The organism is Marinobacter sp., from assembly GCF_041690615.1.
In the GTDB taxonomy this organism is placed as follows: Bacteria; Pseudomonadota; Gammaproteobacteria; order Pseudomonadales; family Oleiphilaceae; genus Marinobacter.
Genome location: NZ_JAWLGY010000010.1, coordinates 61,872 through 79,555, shown reverse-complemented (window position 1 = coordinate 79,555; position 17,684 = coordinate 61,872). Strand labels below are relative to the sequence as shown.

The window sequence follows — 17,684 nt, the reverse complement described above, 5'->3', positions numbered from 1 at the left end:
ACCTTGCAGGACTGGTATTAATGGGCGCCATCGTCTGGTGGTTCTGGCTCTCCGGATCCGGCGATGCCGGCGCCCGACACGATCATCATTGAGGACCGCACCATGAAGAAACTGACCATTGCCCTGGGCCTGGCCGCCAGCCTCACTGCGGCTCAGACGGCCTGGGCCGAAGATGACCTCAGCATCAAGGTCTACAAGTCACCGACCTGCGGCTGTTGTGGTGACTGGATAGACCACCTGGAAGAAAACGGCTTTGAGGTGGATGTCACCGACACCAACAACATGAACCAGGTGAAGATGGACGCCGGCCTGACGCCACAGCTGGCCAGCTGCCACACCGCGTTTATTGATGACTACGTGATCGAGGGCCATGTGCCGGCAGCGGATATCCGCCGGCTTGTGGAAGAAAAGCCCATGGCTCATGGTCTCAGCGTGCCCGGCATGCCGGTAGGCTCACCGGGTATGGAGGTGGGTGACCGCAAGGACAACTACCAGGTACTGCTGTTCAACGAAGCGGGGCAGACCAGGGTCTTTGCCGACTACCACTGACCACCGCCACGGATCAGCTCAGGCGGAACCGGTAACGGCTCAAGGGAAAATACCTGTTGCCTGAGTCGACGGGTTTTCTACGCACAGGCCATATCCTGGTCTATCATGGACTCACCTGACCCCAAGCCGGAAGGATTACCGCCTTGAGCCTCAAAACCCGCATTCTCGGCCTGACTGCGCTGCTGATCATGGTGGCTTCTGCTGCCTCCTGGATGGCCTATCGCGCCCTGTCTGAAGATATCATCGAACGCTGGGGCCAGCAGGTTGCCGAGATCCAGGTTCGCTACGACAGCGCACGGCTGCTGCAGTCCCTTGAACGGGAAATCGGCCTGGCCCGTCAGATGGCGGACTCTTCCACCTTGATCCAGTGGGCCCGGAACCCCGAAGACCCAACCCTGGAGGCTGCGGCCATCGAGCAGATGGAAAGCTTCCGCGCCAACTTCCGGGACAACAGCTATTTCGTCGCCCTGCAGGAAACCGGTCGCTATTACTTCAATAACCAGGCCAACGACTACGCCGGTAACCAGTTCCGCTACGTACTCAACCCGGAAGACCCGGACGATGCCTGGTTCTATCAGCTTATCGAGGAGGGCCGGGACTTCCACCTGAACGTGAACCCGGATACCGAACTGGGCGTCACCAAGCTCTGGATCGATGTGCTGATGCGTGGGCCCGACGATGAAATCCTGGGCATGGTGGGCACGGGTATGGACCTGGACAACTTCCTGCAGGATATCGTGGACATCGGTCAGGACGGCATCACCACCCTGTTTGTCGACTACAACGGTGCCATCCAGCTGTACCGGGACCGCAATTACATCGACTTTGCCAGCATCATCAAACCGGAAGGCCAGAAGAACACGGTCGATCTTCTGTTCGAGTCACCGGACGACCAGAAGAAAGTCCTGGGCATGCTGCAGATGCTCAAGAATGAGGGAGGCAGAGAAGGCGCCGTTGCCAGCAGCTTTGTTGAGGTGGATGGCCGAAAACACCTGGCGGGGGTAGCCTTCCTGCCTGCCATTGGCTGGTTCGAGATTACCCTGCTGGACCTTGAAACCCTGCTGCCGGTCAGTTACCTGTGGCCTCTGGTGGGGGTATTCCTGGCCACCCTGCTGGTCAGCCTGCTGCTGTTCCACTGGCTGATCAGTCGCCGGGTGCTCAACCCGGTACTGGCGCTGGAAGACGCGGTGTACCGGGTAAAGCAGGGCAATTTCGAATTGCCGCCACTGCCCAAGCCCGATAACGAAATCGGCCGCCTCAGCACCCATTTCGAGGCCATGACCGCCAGCCTGAAAACCATCAACGACGACCTCAAGGACCAGGTGGATGAACGTACCCGCGACCTGCATCGACTTGCCCGCATGGACCCTCTGACGGAGCTTGGTAACCGCAGGGCCCTGGACGAACTGTTTGCCGCCGAGATCGAGCGCTCCTACCGTCAGGGCACCGGTTTCGGCGTACTCTGGCTGGACATCGATCATTTCAAGGGCATCAATGACGGCCAGGGCCACCAGAGCGGTGACGCCATCCTGTGTGATATTGCCCACTGGTTGCGGGCCAGCCTGCGCCCCTACGACCAGGCCGGCCGCTGGGGTGGTGATGAGTTCGTGGTGATCCTTTCACCCTGCGATGCCCACACCCTCAGCCATATTGGTCAGCGTATACGCACCCATATTGAAAGCCAGAGCCGGGCCATGGGCATGCCGGTCACCGTGAGCATTGGCGGACACCTGGCCCAGCCTGGGGAACCCCTGGATGAGATTCTGAGGCAGGCCGACCAGGCCCTCTACCGCGCCAAGCAGGCGGGCCGGAACCAGCTGGTCACCAGCAACCAGGGCACGGCCGAACCCGCAACTCCCGAGCCCTAGCCCGGAAGCAGTTCAATGGGATAACGGACGGTGGAACGGCCTGCACCGGACTTCTCGCCGAAATTGACCAGCTGCAGGCGGGCACAGATCTTCGCTTCCAGGGTTGGCTGGCCAAGGGATGACTCCACCACCTTGCAACTGGATACCGCACCACTCTCCTCGATCACCAGCTCCGGTGTCACGGTGCCCTGCAGGGAGGGGTCCCGACGCAGGGCCCGGTTATAGATACTGAACACCGCCGCCTTGTTGGCGTCCATCGTCCGGCGCAGCTCTTCCCGGCTGCGGCTGACCCGTGGGCTGGTTGCGCGGGTTGGCTCGGCTCTGGCCGCGGACGACGGCGCGTTTGCCTCCCTGGGAGCCTGGACCCGGGTCTGCTGACGATCCTGCAGCGCCACCTCGCGGGTCTGGCCGGAGGCCTGGTGATCCGACGTGCCCCGGGACCGGTGCCCGGTCGCCTGCCGGGCCAGGCGATCGGTATCAGCCGCGGCAGGCGAGTCGCTGCGAGCCCTGGGGCCTTGCAATGAGGTAGAACCGGAACGTTCCCGCAGGGCAGACAGTTCGCTACTCATGGCCATGATGCCGGTCTTACCGGCGGTTTCCCGGGCCTGCTCCTGTTCGGATGGCTCCGGGGTGGGCGTCTCGGGTTGCGGGGCGGCCGCCGTCTGCTCCGCTGGCGCTGGTTTCGGTTCAGGGGCGGGCTCAGACTTAGGGGCCGGTTGCGGTTCTGGCTCTGGCTGCGGTGCCGGCCTCGAAACCGGCTCGGGTTCTGGTTCTGGCTCGGGTTCGGGCTCAGGCTCAGGTTCAGGTTCCAGCTCTGACTCCGGTTCCAGTATCAGCTCCGCCAGCTGTGGTGGCTCCCCGGTCTGCTCCGGGGGCGGCTCGGAAATCGGCATGAGCTCCAGTACCACGATGGCTGCCAGGAATACCGGTGCCAGTACCAGGCTGATGATTCGCAGGCGACGACGCTCGCCTTCGCTCTCTTCCCAGGGCAGGCCATAGCGGCTGGCAGCCATGTTACGCGCCCTCCGGATGCTTCTGGGTGACGGCCAGGGAGATGGCCGAATAGCCGGCGTCCGTGCACGAAGCCATCAATTTGCGCAGCACGGCGTAGGGCAGCTCCTGGTCCGCCAGGATCGTCACCGGTCGACCGTAGGCCACTTCTGAGCGAGTGCCAGAGGTAACCCCCCGCCCTGCGACCTCAGGCATTTCCAATGCTGCCAGGGCCTGGCTCAGGGGACCTGCAATGGCTGACTCGCTGGCTTCCAGTGCCCCTCGGGTCATGATCAGGCGACCATTGAGCAGCACGTTGTCTGCCGTCACGATCAGGGTCGGGGCATCTTCCGGCGTTTGCTGCGTGGTGGACTCCGGCAGCACGATCTCCGGGTTGTCGCTGATCAGCTGATTGTCCGCCGACGAGTTCACCATCAGGAAGAACACCAGGATGGTAAAAATATCCATCAGTGACACCAGGTTCAGCTTCCCCTGGTTTTTTGTGCGACGGTGATGGCGCCGCAGGCGGCGCGCCCGTGGCGATTCCTTCACGGCGACACCTCCGCGATCAGCCGTGGCGGCGCATCACCCACGGAAATATTGGGAAACAGCTTCACCTCCACCAGGCTGGTCACCTCCACGGTATGGAACGACCGTACCGTGTCCATTACGCCGATGAGGGTCTGGTAGTGGGTGTCCGGCGTTGACTTGACGGTGATGTTTTCCTGCTCCGGCCAGCGACTCTTGAGCTGCTTCATCACCTGCAGCAGCTGGCCGTAGTCGGGCCCGGCCGGCCGCGCGTCCTTGCCGCTGGTTCCTTCCCGACCAGTCGTGGCCTGCAGTGGCGGAATCTCACGCAGCACGTGGCCCTCGCTGTCGGTAACCACCAGCGCCTGTCCGGCAATCACCACCACCGGACGAATGGGCTGTTCCTCGGCCGCCGCTCCGGAGTTGCGGGGAAAGTTAAGCTCGATCACGGTGGTGCGTGCAAATACCACACTCATCAGCAGCACCGGCACCAGCACAATCATCAGGTTGAGGAACGGGGTGACGTCCAGGTCTGCTTCACTTGTCAGACGGCGATGTCTGCGCCTCATGGCATTCTCCTGACCAGTAGCGTCCGAACAGGCACTCAGCGCGAGGCGGTGCCGGCCGCCTTCGATTGCTGGGGCTGGGGCGTCCGCTGGGGCGCCGTAGCGGGCGCGGGACTGGCATCACTGATCAGGTTGAGCACCTTGATGCCTGCCATCTCGAAGCTGTCCACGATCTCGTTGGTGCGGGTCTGCAGCACCGCGTGGATCAGCAGCAACGGAATGGCGGCAATCAGCCCGAAGGCGGTGGTGCTCATGGCCAGTGAGATACTGCCCGAGAGCATGGCCTGGCGGTTACCGGCGGCCTCGTCGGCCCCCAGGGCGGTAAAGGCGTCGATCAGGCCGAAGATGGTCCCCAGCAGGCCCAGCAGGGTAGCCACATTGGCCAGGGTGGCGAGGTACTGGGTGCGTTTTTCCAGCCGGGGCATGATTTCCAGCAGGCCTTCCTCCATGGCGTATTCGATGTCTTCCCGGGGCTGCTTGCGGGCCAGGCGCAGCAGCCCGGCGCCGATCAAGGTGGCCATGGCGCTGCCGGAGTCCCGGGCGTAGTCGAGTGCGCCCTTGAGATCCTTGCGGTAAAGCATCTCGTGCAGCTTTCGGAAGTCCCTGCGATTGATGTGCTTCTGGGTGGTGAGGTAGAGCCAGCGCTCTACCGCGACCACCAGCCCGATCAGCAGCACAATGGCGATAACGACCATGAAAGGGCCTCCGTCCTGGAAGAAGCCAGCAATGGATTCGATCATGGTGGGTTACTCCTGGGTGTCCTGTGATCGTGGGTCAAGTCGGGTCTGGTGATAATCGAGGCGTCTGCGGAAGTTCTCCCGCTCCACCGGTGCCGGGGGCTCGCCGGTCACCAGGTGCCGTTCCATGGGTTCCGGTCCTCTACTGGCGACCGGTTGCCAGGGCACCAGGTAGAGCACCGTGGGCAATTCCTCTTCTCCCTGGATACGGGCTCCCTCGATGGTGACCACCCTGCCCTGGTCGCCTGCCTGCTGGCTGTGGGCCGGACCGGCAACCAGCAATATCAACAGCGGAAAGACTAGCGAGATGCGCCGGTAGCGACTGTGCCGGGTTTCCCGATTTCCTGTGCTCATACTCGTCATGTCACTCATAAGGGGCATCAAAGTCGGTTTTTGAGATCGGCTACCCATTGCGCCACCGCAGGATCAGGCTCAGCCAGCAGCGACTGATACGCCTGGTACAACTCCATTGCTTCCCGGTGCCGCCCCAGGTAGAGGTCCAGCAGGATGCCCAGATTGCGCAGGCTGGGCAGATGATCCGGATCGGCCGTCAGGGCCCTGCGGTAATAATCTTCCGCCCGTCCGAATTCGCCGTACTGACGGGCCATCACGCCCAGGTGGTTCAGGGCGTCCGGTTGCCCCGGTTTTTTCGCCACTACCCGTTCAAAACAGGCACGGGCCGGGTCAGTACGGTTGTCCCGGAAATCGAGAATGCACAGATTGAGCAGCGGACCGGTGAGGTCGGGACGTGCCTGGTGGAGCCGTTCCAGCTCCTGTCGCGCCCGGGCCGGATCCTGGTCCATGCGGGACACAGCCTCCTGGTACTGACTGCGGAGTTCGGCCGAGACCGCTCCCTTGTCCGTGCCCGGTTCCCGGCCGGTATCCGGGCCGGTGGCACACCCGGCGACAACGCATGTTGCCAGCAACAGGCTTGCGCGCCAGGCGTTATTCCAGCTCATGGACAGCACCTCCGGCCTGTTCCGGTTTGTGATAGCGGGCAGGCAACAGTTTGCCCAGGGCCTCGAAACTGCGGCGAATCCAGCCGTCGTAGTGGCCATCCCGGGTCGATGCGATGTTCTGCTCGTGGATGGCAATGGCGTCGTCCTCGAAAGGATAGGCCTGCTCCTCCAGCAACAGCTCATACTGCATCTGCTCCATATCATTGAGTCCCGGTGGCCGTTCGGACTCCATCAGGTCGCTGGCCAGGGCCCGGTACAGCTCCGCCAGGCGGTAGCCAGCCTGGCTGTAGTAGTCCTCGTGGCCATAACCAGCGGCCTTCTCGTAGCCGTCCGCGGCTTCACCCAGCGCCGCCATCCTGGCGCGCAGGTTCTCCTGTAATGGCAGTGTCAGCGGGATGGCCTCGAAGTCCGCCCGGGCCTCGTCAGCCAGGGTAATGGCCGCCCCCGACGCCAGCATCGTGATGCGGTTGCCGGCCTGGTCACCAAGGCGGTCTGCCGCGGCGATCTGCTGCTTCAGCCAGTAACGGCGGCGGTCGGGATCTCCCTGTTCACCATGAAGTTCCGCCAGCCGGTTGGCGGCTTCCATGTACGGGCCGGACGGCTCCGGCCATTGCTCGGCGTAGCGCTGATAGGCTTCAATGGCCCGGGAAGTGTCATCGCCACGGTCATACAGCTCCGCCGCCAGCCACCGGCTCTCACGCTGCTGTTCGGGGTCGGTGGCCTGATCCGCCAGGGTGGTCAGTTCTTGCGCCGCCCGTTGCCACTGGCCGGTCTCCCGGTAGGCCAGAGCCATCCTCGAGGGAAGACGGGCGGTCAACTCGTGACCTGGCCAGGCGGTCCGCAGATCGTTCATCACCACCAGGGCCTCGCCATAATCCCCCATCTCCAGTAACAGACCGGCGGCATCGTAGCGGGCACGGGCACTCATCTCGGTACCGGGGGCGATCTGGGCTACCCGCAACCATTCGGTGACGGCTCCCTGGCTCTCACCGGCCGCCAGCAGCTGTTCACCCTGCTGGTAGACAGACGCTGCCAGACTGTCCTGTAGCCCGCTTCGACGGGGGTCCTCCATAGGCATGTCCGCCAGCGCCCCCGAGTAGGCATGCTCTGCATCAGGGTAATCGCCGTTCTGGTAGTAGCTTCGGGCCTGCAGGAGACGGGTTTCCAGGGCCAGGCCTGGGTCTTGCAACGGCTGCCAAGACAGCAGCCGGTTGCCCAGACCCTCTACGCCCCGGTGATTGCCAGCGGCCGCCTCGTATTGCACGGCCCGGTATAGGATGGCCTCGGCGCGACCGTCCTCCGGAAAGTGACTGGCGAAACGGATCCGGCTCTGCTGTTCCAGGTCCGGCCATGGGCCCTCAGCATTCTCGGTCAGGCCCGAGTCGCCATAGGCCAGGATCGCAGCGTAGCCCGCCTCGGCAGCCCGTTCATGCCGGCCCTGTTCATAGGCCACCCGCTCAAAGGTCTCAATTGCGGCGCCCCACTGCCGCTGCGCCAGGCGGGTTTCCGCCAGCAGGAACAGCATTTCCGGGGTTTTCGGGTGCCCCGGGAAGGTATCGGCAAAGTCCTGGTAATAGCCGGCGGCCTGGTCGTACTGCTGGTCACGAATGGCCGGGGCACCGGCGTCCCGGGCCTGCAGATAGTGTCGGTTGGCCAGTTCCGGCAGCAGCACGATCAGCTGGTCACCGGTGGCACCGCGCACCGTTTTGGGGGCCTGCTGCCAGTAGTCGCTGCGTACCCCATACTGTTCCACGAACCGGGCCTGGGCAGACGGCACTGCTTCCGGGAAGCCGCCGTCCCGGTAGATGTCCATGATGCGCACTGCGTAGTGGGGCGCCTGCTCACTAAAGGGATGGGCTTCGATGTAGTGCTGGTAGACGGCGATGGCGTCGGTGTACTGCTCGCGGTCCTGGAGTTGCCGGGCATAGCGTTCGTAGACCAGGGGTTCCCAGGGTCTGGAACCGATCCGTTCAAACAGGTCGGCCACGGCCGGTGCCCCGCCCTGATAGGAGAAAGATAGCGCCAGTACCCGGAACAGGTCCTCCACCAGGGTCTGGTGTTTCCGGTCCAGCTCACCGGGTGCGGCACTGTCCGGCAAAAGCCGGTCCAGGGCCCGGCTGTAGCTGACAACCGCAGCGTCGTAGTTGCCCTGGCGAAATTCGGACCAGCCCTTCATATAGAAGCCGTGGGTGGCGAAGGTTTGCTGGCGCTCATCATCCACGCCCTCGGTGGCACGAATGACAGCCGCGTAGCCGTCTTCCGCAGCCGGATAGTCTTCCTCAATGAACAGAATCTCGGCACGGCGGAACTGCGCCTCCACCCATAGCGGCGAACCGGGGTGCCGATCGATCAGGCTCTCCAGTTCCCGGCGCTGGGCTGTCCGGTCGCCCCGGAGGTCAAAGATGCGGGCGAGCTGATAGCGCAGCCGGTGGTTGTCCGGATGCTCCGGGCTGTCCGCCAGCAACTGGCGATAGCCCTCGATCACCGGATCAAAGTGATCCTCGGCGGTATCCGCGAATTGCTGTTCCGCCTTGATGAACATCAGGTCGTGGAGCCGGTAGGCGGTGGCATGTTCCGCCTGTGGGTCATCCAGCAGCCCCAGCAGTTCCCGGTAGCGGATAATCAGCTGGTCCAGCATTGTTGCCAGCTGTTCCGGTGTCGTCTCGAGGCCATCGCGCTCTTCCCGATACTGCTGGTCCAGCAGGCGGGTTTCGGCGAGTCGCGAGGCCAGCAGGTAGCGGTGGGCCTGCCGCTGGTCACGACGGTAGTGGTCCTGCAACAGGGCCAGCAGGTGGCCCCCGGCGTCAGCCCGGGCGCTGGCTATGACTTCAGTCAGGCCACGCAGACGACGGTGACTATCCGCCACCCGGGCAGACAGGTCATCTGCTTCTCCCGGACCGGCCATTTCCTGTTCCAGCCTGGCCTTGCGTTCGGTCAGTTCCCCCAGGGCCGCGTCCAGCTGGTTCAGCGCCTGACGTACCCGCCAGCGGTTAGGGCCATAACTGTCAGCCAGCTGCCAGGTCAGGGCGGCGGCGACACGGTCCAGCTTTCGGCGCTGTCCGGCGGTGCGCTCGTCATCGGGCAACTGGGCAAGCCGTGCCCGGGCCCGTTCCAGGCGATCGCTGAGGGCGCGCTGCTCGTGGCTCATGAAGAAAGCCTCGTCCTGTCCGGCCTCGGCCCGCGCCACCTGTTGATGGAACCGTTGCTGGCGCTGCAACCACTGGTCATCGTCGATGCCTGCCAGCGCTTCGCGGGTATCCTCGATGCGCTTGCCACGCTGCTGCCGCCGGGTTTCCAGCATCAGGTGGAAAGAGGCGAGCTTCTGGTCGCCACCGTCCAGCAGCCGGGCCATCTGGTTGAGTTCGTGGTAGTCCTTCAGGGCACGCTGAAAACGTTCGCTGGCCACCAGTTCCGCCAGCCCGTTGCCATCCTCGCCCACACCCGGAGCCGGCATCACATGAAGGCGGCCATAGGGGTCGGTAACAATGGCATCCGGATGTTCCAGCAAAGCCGAGCCGGGAAGCCAGCTATGCTCCCCCGGGGCTTCCGGGGCGAACACGACGGCATTGAGCAACTCGGCCTGGTCGACCGTCACCAGCCGGCTGGCGGCGCCTTCGAAACGGGACTGCCAGTAGGCCGATGCCTCCCGGTAGGCCGCAAGTGCCTGGTTGCGACGGCCGGTCCGTTCGTAAAGTGCACCCCTTACCAGGGCCATCTGTTGCTGGGAGGGGTCGCTGATCTCATCCGCCGGCCACTGGGCCAGAACCTGGTCGGCGGTTTCACCCTCGACAGCGAGGGTCTCCAGGCGGCGGGCCTGCGTACCGAACAGGCTGGTGTCATCGATACCCGCCAGAATTTCCGACACCCGGGACTGGTCCCCGGATTGGTACCGCAGGGCCGCCAGGGTCAGGTAAATGCGATCCTGCAGGGCGCGGCGTTCGCCGGGCTGGGCGTCCAGCCATTCGCCTTCTTGCGCCAATGTCCCACCCAGATCAGCCAGCAACCGTTCACCGTTGTCACGGTTACTGGCCAGTACCCGGTTATAGCGCAGGTAAACCGACAGCAGGCTGTTGTCCGGAAGGGCATCAAGCACCCGGCCCAGCTTGGCATCGCTGTTTTCACTCTCCCGTTGCAGGGCCAGCTGACCCTGCAGGTAAAGGGAATCCCGGTAGAGTTCCGGCTGCTGTTCCCGGAACACTGACTGGTCCAGCTGTGCCAAGGCTTCCCGGGCGCTGTCCTGGTCGCCCTCGAGGTAGAACACCCTGGCAAGGTAGAACCATGCCTGGTTGCGTCGGCGCGGGTCCACGGAGTCGTCCAGTCGTTGTTCAAACCGGTTCCTGGCTTCCCGCGGCATGCCCCAGGAAAGCATCAGCCCTCCCTCCACCAGGGCGGGATGCTGACCATGCCCCTTGATACCCCCCTGCTCCTGGACTACTGCCAGCCGGGTCAGGGCATCCAGCGCATTGCCCTGGAAATAGTCGTACAGAACCTCTCCCCAGGCGGAATCCTGGGCCCGGGTCGGTGGGCCACTGGCCGCTGCCGTGGTCGTCATTGTCGACAGCGAAATGCCAGCCACGAGGGCCACACTGGCCTGGTGAATGCGGGCCGCCAGGCCATGACGGGTCATACCTGGCTTCACGGTTACTCCCACTCCACCAGTTCGACGGCCGGCTGGTAATCCGACGAGCGGTCGCGGATGCGTACTTCCAGGGCGGCGGTATCGGTATCCTTGTCCAGCTGATAGGTGGCCGCCTTGCGGTAAGACCGGTTCTCGGGGCCAATACCGTCCACAAACACCGTCACCTCATGCTTGCCTGTCTTCAGGTTACCCATGTGCAACCGCTGCATGCCGCCACGACACAGGGCATCCACCTGGCGGTCGGTATACAGGTGACTGGCCACCACCTCGTCATCCACCTTGAGCTTTACCGCATCCAGGGCCAGAAACTCGCCGGTTTCCACACTCAGGAACACCACAAACCGGGTGCTGGCGGGAAACAGCAGGTCTTCCTCAAGCACAAACAGGTCCCGGTTCAGCTCGATCACCTGCTTTCGCAACTGCTCAACATTCATGGCCACGGAGTTTTCTTCGCCATTGCCCTCCTGGGCCTGGGGCAGCGCCGGCCCGGCCAGCAGCATCAGCACAGCCCATACCCGGAACCGGCGGCGGTGGAAAAACTGGTTTGCTGTCATAACGAAGCCTCGGATATTCCGCTGGTCCGCCCACGGGGGCCGGACGCGCATTCAGTATTCAAACAGGATGGATGCCCGGGTGACCCACGCATCAAACCCATACAGGGGTTCCTCTCCCGGCAGGTAGTCACCACTGGCGGTGACATCCCGGAAGTTGTCGTAGTCGAAATCCAGGTAGTCCACCAGCAACCCCACTTGCAGGCGGTCTATGCCGGGTATGGCAGCCCGTTCCCACTGGTACTCGACACCCGCACTGAAGGTGAGCCCTGAAAAGGTGCTCATTTCCTTGTCACGGGCCAAGTGGGTCCGGGAATTTCCGTAGGCATACAAATCGCTGTAGAAGTCGGCCTGGTCCTGGGTGTAGTAGCGGATGCCTCCCTCCAGGGTCCAGTCGGGGCCCAGGCCCTGCACATACCCCAGCTCAACGGTATGGGCGTCGATTCCCCAGTCGTCGGTGAAATAGCGATAGCCGCCTCTCAGCGAAGCCCGCCAGGGAAGGTAATAGCGGCCCCGCAAGGCTGCCGAGACGCTCGTACGTGTATCCGGATAGCGCTCTGGCTGGTACAGGTAATTGGTGGGGTCCGACGGGTCGATGTAGCGGTTCTGTCGGTAAGGATTTTCCAGGAAGCCCTCGTCTGTGATCACTTCCAGGTCCAGTCCCACCAGACTATTGGGGGTCAGGACCTGGGTCAGGCCCAGCTGGTAGTTCTGTCTGTCGGCCTCTTCCTCGAAGGTGTCGTTGCCCACTTCCCTGACGGTATCCCAGCCCCGGGCATAGCCGATGGACAGGGTCGTCATGTTGCCGAAGAATTCCTGGGTAACGCCGAGGAAAAGTGTGTTGGCCTCATAGTCGTTCTCGCTACTGTTAGTGTAGCTGAAGCTGATAATGGAATTGCCCTCCAGGTAGTCCGCACCGAGGGTGTATTCCCTGCGCTCTTCGGTGTAGGGGCTTGCGGTTGCCATCACATCCACCGAGGCGGCGGACACCGAATCCACGTAATACTGGCCCGTGAACGACACCTGGTTACCCACACCCTTGCGAACCAGCACCGAGGGGCCATCGATGGTCATCCCGCCGCCTTCGTAACGGTGATAGAAAGCGTCCACCTTGTCCTCTGGCAGTGTTGCGCCCTGAAGGCCAGTGGTCAGCAACAGCAGCCACCCCGGCAACACGGGGGAGAAACGCCGGTCAGTTACAGCCACAACCACCTCCTGAGCTGCCCTGGGCACCACGGGCGGATTCACGGGCACCATAGACATGCTGTATGTATTCACCGGCTTTGCCCTGGCGGCTGTCCAGCATCACCGGATCGGCCAGGTTCGCCCGCTGATAGGGCTTAACCCAGGGCTCCGGTGCCGAACATCCGCTCAGCAGCAACGCCGACAGCAGACCGGTCATGAGGTGACGCACGACAGACGATTGCATGATCGGCTCACTCCCGGATCAGTTCGCGGATCTGGGCCCGGTAGTCGTCCTCGTACCCGGGCTGGTAGCCGTGGTGCAGGTAACGGGCCTGGCCATTGCGGTCGATCATGACCGTAGTGGGCATGGCCTGGACGTCGTAGCGCTCGCTGACCTGACTGTCGTGGTCCCAGAGAATGGGGAAATTCACCGGCATGTCTGCAAGGAATTCCTCGGCATCTTCCCGGTTCTGATCCACGTTGACCGCAAGTACCCGGAAACCGTAGTCCCGGAACTCCTTCTCGATGTCATCCATATGGGGCATTTCCTGGCGGCAGGGACCACACCAGGAGGCCCAGAAGTTCAGCATGATCACCTCACCACGGAGATCTTCCAAACGCAGGTTGTCACCACTGCGGCTCTTGAGGGTGAAATCCGGCGCGGTGCCGGAATCCCCGGCCATGGCTGAAACGGACACCAGCAGCCCAATAACAAGGCAAACAGCTCTGACCAGTTCCGATATATTCAAACTGAACTCTCCCTACTTGCTAATACCATATAGTAAACACATCACTTTATTTATGTGATGAACCTAGAAAAACATGGAAACAGAAGCACTGACTTCCGTATTTACGGAAGTTTTGTCATCGCCAAGAATGTCACTGTCAAAAAGATACTGACGAACATTAAGGTGTGCAGAAAAAGAATCCGTGAATAACACTTGATAACCGGCACCATAATTAACCGTAAAACGATTGTCGCCGGCAAAATCTGTAGCCCCTGCGCCACCGGTCAAATAGAAGTTTGTATTGAAGACCTGGCCTCCCGGGAAAAATGCCTCACCGGGTAACAGCCGATATCCGAGGTTGAGGTGATACCAACGATAGTCCCGGTCATCGTCAGGCAGCAGTTGTACGTCCCCCGCCAGGCGCTCAAAGCTGGTTTGCTCCGCCTCGGCGAACCCGATGCCCGCCTCCACGAAGAAGGCTTCGCTGATGTTGTAGCTCAGCCGGGCTCCGTACATGAGGGAGGACCCGAAGTCCTCGATGTTGAGCCAGCCGACCACAGCCGCCACTTCGAAATTCTCGCTGTCCACCAGGGCCTGCTCCACCGGCCGTGGTTGCACATCGGCTTCGATCAGCGGGGGCTCACGTTCCGACTGGGCCCTGACATCCTCCGGCGTGGCAAGGATGGCCACCAGGAAGGCAACTGCGATGATCACTTTCAGAAGAAAATACCGAGTCCGAGTTTCCATTCCGTCACTTCTTCGTTGGTTTTGCGGTCCGTGAAGACCTTGTAGTCGCGGATTTCGGCCCGCAGGAAGTACTGGTCGGCCAGGTAGTACCTCAACCCCAGGCCGATATGGGCGGTGGGGTTCTGGCGTCGTTCAGTCTGCGCCAGGGTCGCCTTGGGACTGATCCAGGCTACCCCCCCACCCATGGTGAGATAGGGCGCCAGTCGCCAGCCGGGGAATGGCTGGTGCTGAATACTCAGGTTCGCCAGCCGGATTTCCGAGCGGCTGCCCAGCACCTGGGAACCCTGGACTTCCAGCGCCAGGTTGCGCGTGAACTGCCATCCGGCAGCGACACTGATCGACGCAGCGCCCTCGAAGTCGCCCATCATGATGACTGCCTCACCTGCGCGCTTGATGAAGTCATCCCGTTGGGGGCGAGCCGCAACCGCCACCTGGCCATCGGCGGTCAGGGATCCGGTTGCCAGGTCATCCTGCAGCACCCAGCCCTCCCGGCCACGGCTGTCACGGACCTTGATCCAGCGGGTTTTCTGTTTCAGCAGGGTGAGCCACTCGCCCTTCTCGCTGGCGTGGAATACCGGATAGCCGCCGGCGGGCCCGGTGTACCACTTCAGGAACGGTGAGGTGACTACCACCTGGGCCGGGCTGTCGCCGGAAGACCACAGCCAGTCAAGCACCCCGGCCTGCAGCGGCAGGCTCCAGAGCAGACTGCACATCACCAGCAACCCCTTGCGGGCCAGACTACTCGGAGCCATCAGTTCTCCGGCGTATCAAAGGGGTTGTTGTAATACTGTGCGCCCAGGTCCAGCCACTCGCTGACCAGTCGCAGCTCGGCATCCGTCAGGAACCCATCGTGGGCGCCACCGGCAGCGAACGTATCCATAAAACCCTCGCTGGCAAGGGCCCCGGCGGAACTCATGACCGACCCGATCGACACCCGAACAAGCACCGGAATCGGGTTGCCGTCACCGTCCAGGATGAGTTCGCCGTCGCCATCTCTCAGGAATTCACCGGTATCCACCTGCCGGTCCACCAGTACGCCATCGATGACTTCCTGCTCGAAACGGGTAGCCAGTAACTGGCGGTAGACCTCCAGGTGGCGAGGCTGATCAGGCGATGCGCCGTCGCTGAAATCAAGGTGGGCCGCTGGCACCTGAACGGCGCCATCGGAATCAGTCCCCGAGTGGCAGCCAGTGCAGGTGTAGTCATCCAGTGCCGTACCGTCGTCGTCCAGCAATACCCGGTCCTTGCTCCACAGGGGATGGATGTGGGTTTCATAGTTGATCACGGCACGGCAGTAGGCGCTCCAGTCAGCCTGGCAGGCGGCAGAGACGGGCGCCGGGGTATCCAGGTCCCCATAGCTCAATACGAACGAGGCGACCTCCTCCCCGGGCCGGGCCCACTGATCCTCGAATTCCACGTCTGGCGTCAGCCTGCGCACCTGGTTGTGGCGGCTCCAGGTTTCCGCCATGGTTTCCCCCATTTCCGCCCAAAGGGCACTGCTGGTGCCGGGAAACTCCAGGTTGCTGGTAGGGGCGCCAGCATTCGCCGGCGGCGGGTCGGCCCGGTAATGCCCGTGGGGCACGTCACTGTTGGCGGTATGGCAGCCATTACAGGTCAGGGTCTCTCCGGGACGCAGCTGCAGCCAGTTCTGGTGACGGGGGGAGGTCCGGCGACCGCGGGCATCCACCACGCTGATGGCAAAGGCAACATTGGCCGGCACAGCCGCACGCACGGAACCGTCAGGCTCCACCGGTACATACCCGAGGATTTCCCGCATCCCCTGGGCCCGACTGATGCCAAAGTCGGCATTATTGATTGCGCGCACGTCATCGTCCGGAATGGATACCGGCTTCTCGAACCGGACAAAGCGGGCGGGACGTTGATCCGGCGGCGTCACGCCGGGATTGGCCATGACGCCGATGCCACTACTGGCAGTGTCCACGCCATCGAAATCGTACACAGAACGAATGTGGACAATGCCCAGGCCTTCGTTTACCAGCTCACGGGCGTCTTCCGCCAGGGCCCCGACGTCCAGGTCCGTCGCGCGATAGGCGGGGAGCGGGCGGGAGCTCATCAATACCGCCTCGGAGATCTGCTGCCCCTCCCGGGCCGGGGTGATGGGTAGCTGAGTATCGTTGTCGGCGTTGCGTTGCCATAAACCGAACAGGGGGGGTGCCACCTCATACTCTTCCGAGCCCAGACGTTCCGCTGTACACGGCAGGTTCGGCTGGCCCTCAATACTGCCATTTACCACTTCCCGCACCCGGCAGGGGCTCCAGCTGACGAGGTAGCGGCTGGAACCGTCAAACAGCGGCATCACCGAGTCGAAACTGCCTGCGAGGCTGGCCGAGCCATCCCGGGACTGCCCCGGCACCAGTGGCTCGAGGGCGTCGCCGGCGACACCCTCCAGGGTCAGGTCGTGCTCTACAAACCGCTCTATATCCACCAGGCTGGGGAACGAGGTCAGGTCATTGTTGCCCAGCCCGCGGGCCAGCACGAGGATATCGCCAGTGCCGGTCTGGATCGGCCGGAAGTAATGCAGGTTGCTGCCGTCGACGCTGTGGGAGTGCCGGCCGAACACATAGGCAAGGCCAGTCCCGTCCGGGTTGACCTGGTAAAGATTGAAACCGTTGTTAGCAGTCTGGCCCGCATTGTCCCATCGACTGAACAGGATACGACCGTTGTCCAGCACCACCGGGTCAAGGTCGTGGCTCTGGTTGAAGGTGATCTGGCGGATATCTGTGCCGTCCGCGGCCATGACATGCAGGACGAACGCCGGCGACCTCTGTTGTTCGTCCTGCGCCGCAAACATCCCCTTGCCCTCGTCCAAAAGTATGGCCCGGGATGCCCGCTGGCGTGTGGAGGCGAAAACGATGCTGCCATCGGGAAGATAGGCAGGGGCAATGTCATGGGCGGCATCCGCCTCGGTATCGGAAACAATGATCCGGCGCAAAGTGCCCGCGCCCAGATCGTACTCCCAGATATTCCAGGTGGGCTCGATCTCTTCATCACCGGTGACCGGTGCATGCATGGCAAACAGCAGGCGCTCACCATCATGGGAAACCGTCAGGTCACGGACGTCGTAGCGCAACCGTCCGTCATCATCCAGGAACCGGTCACCCGGAAATGCCCGAGAGGCAATATCCTTCGCAGCGGCGGAGGGTGCAGCACTTTCCTTGATATACAGCCGTGCCCCGGGCATGAAGGCGTCGGGCTGGCGGCGGTCACGAACCACAGGCATGGCACTGCCAGTGTTCAGGACCAGCGGACGCTGGATATAGGCAACGGCCTGTTCGTTCACCACGGGATCGGGCTCCTGACTGCCGCCCCCGCTTTTGCAACCACTTGTTATAACAATGGCAACAAACAAAGCCGTAAATAAATGCGCCCGCACTTTATTTATATTGGATATTAATTCCGAGACGCAAGTCACAATCGATAGTCCTTTAAAATACAGGTTTCCTCTGTTTTTAAGTATCTCCGGTTATTGCTCACACTCCAATAACTTCGTCTGACCTGTTTCATTTATCGTGGAGCAGCACACAAAATAGTTAGAACTCCTACCGTAAAATCCAAACGCTGTTAAACATGTCACACCTTTTTCGGCAGTTCCGAAATATGAAGTGACCAATATCAA

16 protein-coding genes are annotated in these 17,684 nt (G+C 62.3%); 2 read left to right on the top strand and 14 right to left on the bottom strand.

Annotated features, from left to right (window positions below; all coding sequences use genetic code 11):
- Positions 1 to 102 precede the first annotated feature (102 nt).
- The gene (locus ACESMZ_RS09030) at positions 103 to 549 is read left to right on the top strand and encodes a DUF411 domain-containing protein (RefSeq protein WP_372957324.1); all 447 of its coding nucleotides are present in this window, start codon (positions 103 to 105) and stop codon (positions 547 to 549) included.
- A gap of 143 nt (positions 550 to 692) precedes the next feature.
- Positions 693 to 2,417: a diguanylate cyclase gene (locus ACESMZ_RS09025; protein WP_372957325.1), complete on the top strand. Its 1,725-nt coding sequence runs from the start codon at positions 693 to 695 to the stop codon at positions 2,415 to 2,417.
- Here ACESMZ_RS09025 and ACESMZ_RS09020 read toward each other — a convergent pair.
- From ACESMZ_RS09020 to ACESMZ_RS08955, 14 genes are all read right to left on the bottom strand, one after another.
- Complete coding sequence (locus ACESMZ_RS09020) at positions 2,414 to 3,430, bottom strand: AgmX/PglI C-terminal domain-containing protein (protein WP_372957326.1); 1,017 nt, start codon at positions 3,428 to 3,430, stop codon at positions 2,414 to 2,416. The genes ACESMZ_RS09025 and ACESMZ_RS09020 overlap by 4 nt on opposite strands.
- A gap of 1 nt (position 3,431) precedes the next feature.
- Positions 3,432 to 3,959 (bottom strand): ExbD/TolR family protein, encoded by a 528-nt coding sequence (locus ACESMZ_RS09015; protein WP_372972511.1) that lies wholly within the window; start codon positions 3,957 to 3,959, stop codon positions 3,432 to 3,434.
- Positions 3,956 to 4,504 (bottom strand): ExbD/TolR family protein, encoded by a 549-nt coding sequence (locus tag ACESMZ_RS09010; protein WP_372957328.1) that lies wholly within the window; start codon positions 4,502 to 4,504, stop codon positions 3,956 to 3,958. The genes ACESMZ_RS09015 and ACESMZ_RS09010 overlap by 4 nt, the downstream gene beginning before the upstream one ends.
- A 35-nt stretch (positions 4,505 to 4,539) precedes the next feature.
- The gene (locus tag ACESMZ_RS09005) at positions 4,540 to 5,241 is read right to left on the bottom strand and encodes a MotA/TolQ/ExbB proton channel family protein (RefSeq protein WP_372972510.1); all 702 of its coding nucleotides are present in this window, start codon (positions 5,239 to 5,241) and stop codon (positions 4,540 to 4,542) included.
- Between the two features lie 6 nt (positions 5,242 to 5,247).
- Positions 5,248 to 5,592 carry a hypothetical protein gene (locus ACESMZ_RS09000; RefSeq protein ID WP_372957330.1) on the bottom strand — a complete coding sequence of 115 codons (345 nt, stop codon included), beginning with the start codon at positions 5,590 to 5,592 and terminating at the stop codon, positions 5,248 to 5,250.
- Positions 5,593 to 5,618: 26 nt separating this feature from the next.
- Entirely contained in the window at positions 5,619 to 6,197 is a 579-nt protein-coding gene (locus ACESMZ_RS08995; RefSeq protein WP_372972509.1) for a tetratricopeptide repeat protein, read from the bottom strand.
- Positions 6,184 to 10,836 carry a tetratricopeptide repeat protein gene (locus tag ACESMZ_RS08990; protein ID WP_372972508.1) on the bottom strand — a complete coding sequence of 1,551 codons (4,653 nt, stop codon included), beginning with the start codon at positions 10,834 to 10,836 and terminating at the stop codon, positions 6,184 to 6,186. The genes ACESMZ_RS08995 and ACESMZ_RS08990 overlap by 14 nt, the downstream gene beginning before the upstream one ends.
- A 2-nt stretch (positions 10,837 to 10,838) precedes the next feature.
- Complete coding sequence (locus tag ACESMZ_RS08985; protein ID WP_372972507.1) at positions 10,839 to 11,390, bottom strand: AraC family transcriptional regulator; 552 nt, start codon at positions 11,388 to 11,390, stop codon at positions 10,839 to 10,841.
- 51 nt (positions 11,391 to 11,441) lie between these two features.
- Positions 11,442 to 12,593, bottom strand: a complete 1,152-nt coding sequence (locus ACESMZ_RS08980; protein WP_372972506.1) for a DUF3570 domain-containing protein — start codon at positions 12,591 to 12,593, stop codon at positions 11,442 to 11,444.
- Positions 12,580 to 12,816, bottom strand: a complete 237-nt coding sequence (locus ACESMZ_RS08975) for a DUF4266 domain-containing protein (protein WP_372957335.1) — start codon at positions 12,814 to 12,816, stop codon at positions 12,580 to 12,582. The genes ACESMZ_RS08980 and ACESMZ_RS08975 overlap by 14 nt, the downstream gene beginning before the upstream one ends.
- A gap of 7 nt (positions 12,817 to 12,823) precedes the next feature.
- The gene (locus ACESMZ_RS08970) at positions 12,824 to 13,321 is read right to left on the bottom strand and encodes a TlpA family protein disulfide reductase (RefSeq protein ID WP_372972505.1); all 498 of its coding nucleotides are present in this window, start codon (positions 13,319 to 13,321) and stop codon (positions 12,824 to 12,826) included.
- Between the two features lie 63 nt (positions 13,322 to 13,384).
- Complete coding sequence (locus tag ACESMZ_RS08965; protein ID WP_372972504.1) at positions 13,385 to 14,047, bottom strand: outer membrane beta-barrel domain-containing protein; 663 nt, start codon at positions 14,045 to 14,047, stop codon at positions 13,385 to 13,387.
- Complete coding sequence (locus tag ACESMZ_RS08960) at positions 14,017 to 14,799, bottom strand: SH3 domain-containing protein (RefSeq protein ID WP_372972503.1); 783 nt, start codon at positions 14,797 to 14,799, stop codon at positions 14,017 to 14,019. Before ACESMZ_RS08960 ends, ACESMZ_RS08965 begins: the two co-directional genes overlap by 31 nt.
- The gene (locus ACESMZ_RS08955; RefSeq protein WP_372972502.1) at positions 14,799 to 17,351 is read right to left on the bottom strand and encodes a hypothetical protein; all 2,553 of its coding nucleotides are present in this window, start codon (positions 17,349 to 17,351) and stop codon (positions 14,799 to 14,801) included. The genes ACESMZ_RS08960 and ACESMZ_RS08955 overlap by 1 nt, the downstream gene beginning before the upstream one ends.
- Between the last annotated feature and the right edge of the window lie 333 nt (positions 17,352 to 17,684).

Coding starts and splice junctions, on each gene's coding strand:
- ACESMZ_RS09020 (WP_372957326.1), bottom strand. CDS start 3,430: ATGGCTGCCAGCCGCTATGGCCTGCCCTGGGAAGAGAGCGAAGGCGAG.
- ACESMZ_RS09030 (WP_372957324.1), top strand. CDS start 103: ATGAAGAAACTGACCATTGCCCTGGGCCTGGCCGCCAGCCTCACTGCG.
- ACESMZ_RS09000 (WP_372957330.1), bottom strand. CDS start 5,592: ATGAGCACAGGAAATCGGGAAACCCGGCACAGTCGCTACCGGCGCATC.
- ACESMZ_RS08965 (WP_372972504.1), bottom strand. CDS start 14,047: ATGGAAACTCGGACTCGGTATTTTCTTCTGAAAGTGATCATCGCAGTT.
- ACESMZ_RS08985 (WP_372972507.1), bottom strand. CDS start 11,390: ATGACAGCAAACCAGTTTTTCCACCGCCGCCGGTTCCGGGTATGGGCT.
- ACESMZ_RS09005 (WP_372972510.1), bottom strand. CDS start 5,241: ATGATCGAATCCATTGCTGGCTTCTTCCAGGACGGAGGCCCTTTCATG.
- ACESMZ_RS09010 (WP_372957328.1), bottom strand. CDS start 4,504: ATGAGGCGCAGACATCGCCGTCTGACAAGTGAAGCAGACCTGGACGTC.
- ACESMZ_RS08960 (WP_372972503.1), bottom strand. CDS start 14,799: ATGGCTCCGAGTAGTCTGGCCCGCAAGGGGTTGCTGGTGATGTGCAGT.
- ACESMZ_RS08975 (WP_372957335.1), bottom strand. CDS start 12,816: ATGCAATCGTCTGTCGTGCGTCACCTCATGACCGGTCTGCTGTCGGCG.
- ACESMZ_RS08995 (WP_372972509.1), bottom strand. CDS start 6,197: ATGAGCTGGAATAACGCCTGGCGCGCAAGCCTGTTGCTGGCAACATGC.